Source organism: Sphingomonas sp. 66-10, assembly GCF_001897045.1.
GTDB classification, from domain to species: domain Bacteria; phylum Pseudomonadota; class Alphaproteobacteria; order Sphingomonadales; family Sphingomonadaceae; genus Sphingomonas; species Sphingomonas lycopersici.
Genome location: NZ_MKRR01000077.1, coordinates 1 through 6,620 on the forward strand (window position 1 = coordinate 1; position 6,620 = coordinate 6,620).

The 6,620-nt window shown below is 65.7% G+C and carries 7 protein-coding genes; all 7 read right to left on the reverse strand.

What is annotated here, in order from left to right:
* Positions 1-1,187, reverse strand: a 1,187-nt coding sequence (gene guaA, locus BGN95_RS06795) for a glutamine-hydrolyzing GMP synthase (protein ID WP_286772058.1), incomplete at its 3' end; no start/stop codon positions are given.
* 90 nt (positions 1,188-1,277) lie between these two features.
* Complete coding sequence (gene rplQ / locus BGN95_RS06800; RefSeq protein ID WP_179512549.1) at positions 1,278-1,700, reverse strand: 50S ribosomal protein L17; 423 nt, start codon at positions 1,698-1,700, stop codon at positions 1,278-1,280.
* Between the two features lie 218 nt (positions 1,701-1,918).
* The gene (locus tag BGN95_RS06805; RefSeq protein WP_179512550.1) at positions 1,919-2,980 is read right to left on the reverse strand and encodes a DNA-directed RNA polymerase subunit alpha; all 1,062 of its coding nucleotides are present in this window, start codon (positions 2,978-2,980) and stop codon (positions 1,919-1,921) included.
* A 91-nt stretch (positions 2,981-3,071) separates the two neighbouring features.
* Entirely contained in the window at positions 3,072-3,461 is a 390-nt protein-coding gene (rpsK, locus tag BGN95_RS06810) for a 30S ribosomal protein S11 (protein ID WP_066486290.1), read from the reverse strand.
* 113 nt (positions 3,462-3,574) lie between these two features.
* Positions 3,575-3,943: a 30S ribosomal protein S13 gene (gene rpsM / locus BGN95_RS06815; RefSeq protein ID WP_179512551.1), complete on the reverse strand. Its 369-nt coding sequence runs from the start codon at positions 3,941-3,943 to the stop codon at positions 3,575-3,577.
* Positions 3,944-4,533: 590 nt separating this feature from the next.
* On the reverse strand, positions 4,534-5,184 hold the full coding sequence (locus BGN95_RS06820) for an adenylate kinase (RefSeq protein WP_179512552.1): 651 nt from the start codon (positions 5,182-5,184) through the stop codon (positions 4,534-4,536).
* A 33-nt stretch (positions 5,185-5,217) separates the two neighbouring features.
* Entirely contained in the window at positions 5,218-6,582 is a 1,365-nt protein-coding gene (gene secY, locus BGN95_RS06825) for a preprotein translocase subunit SecY (RefSeq protein ID WP_179512553.1), read from the reverse strand.
* Positions 6,583-6,620: the final 38 nt, after the last annotated feature.

Here is a 6,620-nt window from a genome sequence, read left to right on the forward strand (position 1 = left end):
GGGAACGGATGCCGGCCGACGAAGATATCGGGCAGCCCCAGTTCGCGGCCGAGATCGCGCACCTCGTCCTTGAACAACTCGCGCAGCGGCTCGACCAGCTTCATGTTCATCCGCTCGGGCAGCCCGCCGACATTGTGGTGGCTCTTGATCGTCACCGAAGGCCCGCCGGTGAAGCTGACGCTCTCGATCACGTCCGGGTAGAGCGTGCCCTGCGCGAGGAACTCGGCGCCGCCGATCTTCTTCGCCTCGCTCTCGAACACCTCGATGAAGGTCTTGCCGATGAACTTGCGCTTCGCCTCCGGGTCGGTGACCCCGGCGAGCCCGGAAAGGAACAAGGTCTCGGCGTTCACGTGGACGAGCGGGATATTGTAATGCCCGCGGAACAGGCTGACGACCTGATCCGCCTCGCCCGCGCGCATCAAGCCGTGGTCGACGAACACGCAGGTCAGCTGATCGCCGATCGCCTCGTGGATCAGCACCGCGGCGACCGCCGAATCGACCCCGCCGGAAAGCCCGCAGATCACCCGGCCCGTGCCGACCTGCTCGCGGATCTCGGCGATCTTGGTCTGGCGGAACTCCGCCATCGTCCAGTCGCCCGACAGGCCGCAGACATGCCGCACGAAATTGGCGAGCAGCTTGCCGCCGTCGGGAGTGTGGACCACCTCGGGGTGGAATTGCATCGCATAGATGCGCCGCGCGTCGTCGGCGATCACCGCGAACGGCGCGCCCGCGCTCGATGCGACCGGGCGGAAGCCGGGGGCGAGCGCGGTGACCTTGTCGCCGTGGCTCATCCACACCTGATGCCGCTCGCCCTCGCGCCACACCGCGTCGAACAAGGAGCAGCGATCGGCGATGTCGATGAACGCCTCGCCGAATTCGCCCGAATTGCCGCGTTCCACCGTGCCGCCGAGCTGCTCCATCAGCGCCTGCTGGCCGTAGCAGATGCCGAACAGCGGCAGCCCCGATTCGAGGATCTCCTGCGGGATGCGCGGGCTGCCCTCGTCGAGCACCGAGGCCGGCCCGCCCGAGAGAATCACCCCTGCGGGCTTCATCCGCTCGAACGCGGCGGCAGCGGATTGGAACGGGGCGATCTCGCTATAGACCCCCGCTTCGCGCACGCGACGCGCGATCAGCTGGGTCACCTGGCTGCCGAAATCGACGATGAGGATGCTGTGCGGATGTTCCATCGGCAGCGCATGGCAGATGATCGCCACAAACGAAAGGGGCCGCTTCCCGGTGTGGGAAGCGGCCCCTTCTGTTCGGGTCGCCGAGGAGGCTTATGCCGCCACGTCGAAATCCTCGTCGGTCATCACCGGGCCCGAATCCTGGCCCTTGGCCGAAACGTCGCGGTCGACGAATTCGATCACCGCCATCGGCGATGCGTCCGACGCGCGGATGCCGGCCTTGATAATGCGGGTGTAGCCACCGTTGCGGCCGGCGTAGCGCGGCGCGAGCACGTCGAACAGCTTCACCAGCTGCGCATCGTCGAGCAGGCGGGCGTGCGCCAGACGACGGTTCGACAGGCCACCCTTCTTGCCCAGCGTCACCAGCTTCTCGACATAGGGGCGAAGCTCCTTCGCCTTGGCGAGCGTGGTGGTGATCTGCTCGTGCTTGATCAGCGCGGCCGACATGTTGCGGAACAGCGCGGCGCGATGGGCCGAAGTACGCTGCAGCTTACGGCCGCCAACCTTATGACGCATTTTAAGTCCTTTCAGTTCGTTAGGGGGCCGTTTCAGGTACCCCATACCGGGTGGCGACGCGGACCACCCCCTTCAACGTCACCCCGGCGAAGGCCGGGGTCCAGTTTCCCTCGCGAGACCCGGCGCGGCAGAGCCGCGCCGTCGGACGGGTTCGGCTGTGCCGACCCGCCGGCCGGGCTGGCGCCGTCTCCGGGTTAGCCAGGCTAACCCGGTGCGGCTTAGCCCATAATCTCCTGCTCGAGCTTCTTGGCCATCTCCTCGATGTTCTCGGGCGGCCAGCCGGGGATTTCCATGCCCAGCCGCAGCCCCATCGACGACAGCACTTCCTTGATTTCGTTCAAGGACTTGCGGCCGAAGTTCGGGGTGCGGAGCATTTCCGCCTCGGTCTTGCCGACGAGATCGCCGATATAGATGATATTGTCGTTCTTCAGGCAGTTCGCCGAACGGACCGACAATTCCAGCTCGTCGACCTTCTTGAGCAGGTAACGGTTGATCTGCTGCGTGTCGCCCTGCGCTTCCGCACCGGCGGCCGGCGCAGCGACGCCGATCGGCGCCGAGCGGGCGATCGCCGAATCGTCGAAGTGGACGAACAGCGCGAGCTGATCCTGCAGGATGCGCGCGGCATAGGCCAGCGCATCTTCCGGGGTCACCGTGCCGTCGGTCTCGAGCGACAGCGTGAGCTTGTCGTAATCGAGATCCTGCCCGACGCGGGTCGGATCGACCTTGTAGCTCACCTGGCGCACCGGCGAATACAGCGCGTCGACCGGGATCAGCCCGATCGGCGCGTCGGCCGGACGGTTGGCGACGGCGGGGACATAGCCCTTACCGACGTCCGCCGTCAGTTCCATGTTGAGCGTCGCGCCCTCGTCGAGGTGGCAGATCACCAGCTCGGGGTTCATCACCTCGATATCGCCGCTGACCGCGATGTCGCCGGCCTTCACCTCGGCCGGACCGGTGGCGGAAAGCTGGAGCCGCTTCGGCCCCTCGCCCTGCATCTTGAGCGCGATCTGCTTGACGTTCAGCACGATATCGGTGACGTCTTCACGAACGCCCGCGAGCGAGCTGAACTCGTGCAGCACATTCTCGATCTTGATCGAGGTGACGGCGGCGCCCTGCAGCGAGGAGAGCAAAACGCGGCGCAGCGCGTTGCCGAGCGTCAGGCCGAACCCGCGCTCCAGCGGCTCGGCAACGAACGTCGCCTTGCGCTTCCCGTCGCCACCCTTCTTCTCGAGGGCGTTGGGCTTCTTCAGTTCCTGCCAGTTCTTTGCGTTAACGGACAAGGCTCTCGTCCCCTGGGGTTGGGCCGGAACGGGGGAGCGTGCCGGCCTTGGTGCAACTGGACCCCCGACTCGTCAGCCGGGGATCGGAAAATCAGACGCGGCGCCGCTTCGACGGGCGCACGCCATTGTGCGGGATCGAGGTCACGTCGCGGATCGACGTGATCTGGAAACCGACCGCCTGCAGCGCGCGCAGCGCGGATTCGCGGCCCGAGCCCGGACCCTTCACTTCGACTTCCAGCGTGCGGACGCCGTGCTCGGCGGCCTTCTTGCCGGCGTCCTCGGCCGCGACCTGCGCGGCATAAGGGGTCGACTTACGCGAGCCCTTGAACCCCATCATCCCGGCCGAGGACCAGCTGATCGCATTGCCCTGCGCATCGGTGATGGTGATCATGGTGTTGTTGAAGCTGGCGTTGACGTGTGCCACGCCCGCCGTGATGTTCTTGCGTTCGCGCCGACGAAGGCGCTGCGGTGCCTGTGCCATGTGGTATTCCTGACCTGATCTTTCAACTCGGCGACCGGGAGGCTGTCGGCCTCAACCCTGTCTCCGACGGAGTAAGCCGGAAAACCGTCCCCCGGACGGTTTTCTAATTCGGCTTACTTCTTCTTGCCCGCGATCGGCTTCGCCTTGCCCTTGCGGGTGCGCGCATTGGTGTGCGTGCGCTGGCCGCGGACCGGCAGGCCCTTGCGGTGGCGCAGGCCGCGATAGCAGGCGAGATCCATCAGGCGCTTGATGTTCATCGCGGTCTCGCGACGAAGATCGCCTTCCACGGTGTGATCGGCGTCGATCGTCTCGCGGATCTGCAGCACTTCCTGATCGGACAGGTCCTGCACGCGCCGCTCGGGGGCGATCGCCAGCTTCTCGGTGATCTGCTTGGCTTTGGCCGGGCCAATGCCGTGGATATAGGTGAGCGCGATCACCACGCGCTTGTTGGTCGGGATATTGACACCCGCGATACGTGCCATGAAACTTGTTCTCCTGTGCTCCACAAGGGCCGGCATGGCTGCCACGGCCCCTATCTCGTCGCATTGCCTTCCAAGACGCAGGAAAGCGGCGTACGCAATAGCTGCGCCGCCGGCAACCGGAGTGTTGGAAGCGCTCGCCCCTAAGCGCGCTTTCGGGGCGAGTCAAGGGGAAGGCGCGCGGCGACCTGCGCTGCGCCGGACATGGAAAGCCGACGGGAAGCGAGCTTCCCGCCGGCCTCGGTACCCCCGGGAGTTTCGGGTACCGATCTCGAATCTCTCGTGTCGCGGCGTCGGGGATCGAACGTCCCCGGCCATTGCCCGCCGTCTAGCCCTGGGCGCGCATCGGGCGGGTGGCCCGGACATGACAAATTGTTCATTTCGGGGGTGGCGCGATTCGGGCGCCGGATTTGCGCGGCGAGAAGCGAATCGATCGCCGATCGGGCGGAGCCGCCGCCTAGGCCGCGCCCACCATTTGTGTCCCCGCGAAGGCGGGGACACAATCTGGGCTCCCGCCTTCGCGGGAGCATATGAGAAAGCCGGGAGGACCGTGGGAGTGGCCCCCGCGTCGCAACGCCGGGGAGCCAATCATCTCACTTGCCGTCGAGGATCGCCTCGATCGCGCTGGTCACCTCGCCGATATCGGCCATGCCGTCGACGCGGCGTACCAGCCCGCGCGCTTCGTAGATCGGGATAATCGGCGCGGTCTTGGCACGATATTCGGCCATCCGCGTGCGCACCGTTTCCTCATTGTCGTCGGCGCGGCGCTTGAATTCGTGGTGGCCGCACACGTCGCAGGTTCCCGCCACCTTGGGCAGCTTGAACTTGTCGTGATAGCCCGCGCCGCAATTGGCGCAGGTGAAGCGGCCGACGATGCGCTCGACCAGCGCATCCTCGTCCACCGCCAGCTCGATCACATAATCGAGCGTGCGACCGCGCCCGGCGAGAATGCCGTCGAGCGATTCGGCCTGCGCGGCGGTGCGCGGATAGCCGTCGAAGATCGCGCCCTGCGCTTCGCTCATCGAGGCGAGCTTGTCGTCGATCAGCGCCGAGACGATCTCGTCCGAGACGAGTGCGCCCGAATCCATGATCGCCGCGACTTCCCGACCCAGCGGCGAATCGACCTTGCGCTTGTCGCGCAGCATGTCGCCGGTGGACAGCTGGACCATGCCGCGATCGGCCACCAGCCGCGCCGCCTGAGTCCCCTTGCCCGCACCCGGCGGCCCCAACAGGATGATGTTCACGCGAACCCTCTCCCCCACACAAACGCGCGCCTTTTAGCGCAGGCGGCCGCCCTTCAGCTTCGCCTTCTTGATGAGATCGCCATATTGATGCGCCAGCAGGTGCGACTGAATCTGCGTCACCGTGTCCATCGTCACGTTGACGACGATCAGCAGGCTGGTGCCCCCGAGATAGAAGGGGATCGACAGCGCCGTGACGAGATATTCCGGCAGCAGACAGATCAGCGTCAGATAGGCGGCGCCGATCACCGTGATGCGCGTCAGCACGTAATCGAAATATTGCTCGGTGTTCTTGCCCGGGCGGATGCCCGGGATGAACCCGCCGTGGCGCTTCAGATTCTCCGCCGTCTCCTCCGGGTTGAACTGCACCGCGGTGTAGAAGAACGAGAAGAAGATGATGCCGGCGCCGTAGAGCAGCATGTAGATCGGCGAGCCGTGCTGCAGATATTGGTTGAGGCTGATGATCACATCGCCCCACCAGCTGTCGCCCTTCACGCGGTTGCCCGCGAACTGGGTGATCGTCAGCGGCATCAGCAGCAGCGACGAGGCGAAGATCGGCGGGATCACGCCGGCGGTGTTGAGCTTGAGCGGCAGGTGGCTGCGCTCGGCCTGCATCCCGCGCTGCGTCTGGCGCTTGGGATATTGGATCAGGATCCGACGCTGCGCCAATTCCATGAAGCAGATGAGCAGCACGAGCAGCGCGACCGCCAGGATGATGCCGATCAGCTTGACCGGATCGAGGCTGCCCGAGCGCCCGCCTTCGAGCAGGTTGACCAGCGTGGTCGGCAGATGCGCGACGATCCCGGCCATGATGATCAACGACACGCCGTTGCCGATCCCGCGGCTGGTGATCTGCTCGCCCAGCCACATCAGGAACATCGTGCCGCCGATCAGCGAGATGACCGCCGCGATGCGGAACATCATCCCCGGCTGGATCACCGCCTGGACGCCGCTGTTGGCGCCCAGCGCCTCGAGCCCGACCGCGATGAAATAGCCCTGCAGCGCGGTCAGCGCGACGGTGCCGTAGCGGGTATATTGGTTGAGCTTTTTGCGCCCGCTTTCGCCCTCTTTCTTGATCGCGGCGAGCTGCGGCGACAGCGAGGTCGCGAGCTGCACGACGATCGAGGCGGTGATGTACGGCATCACCCCCAGCGCGATCAGCGACATGCGGGTCAGCGCGCCGCCCGAGAAGGTGTTGAAGAAATCGAGCACGCCGCCCTTGGTCTGCTGGCTCAGCAGCCCCAAGGCGGTCGGATCGATGCCGGGAAGCGGCACGTAGCTCAGCATGCGGAACACGATCAGCGCGCCGATCGTGAACCACAGACGCTTCTTGAGGTCGGTCGCCTGCGAGAATTTCGCGAGGCTGATGCTTTGCGCCATCTGATCGGCTGCGGATGCCATATTGCGTGCGATGCCTTCGGAAACGAAAACGGCGGGTG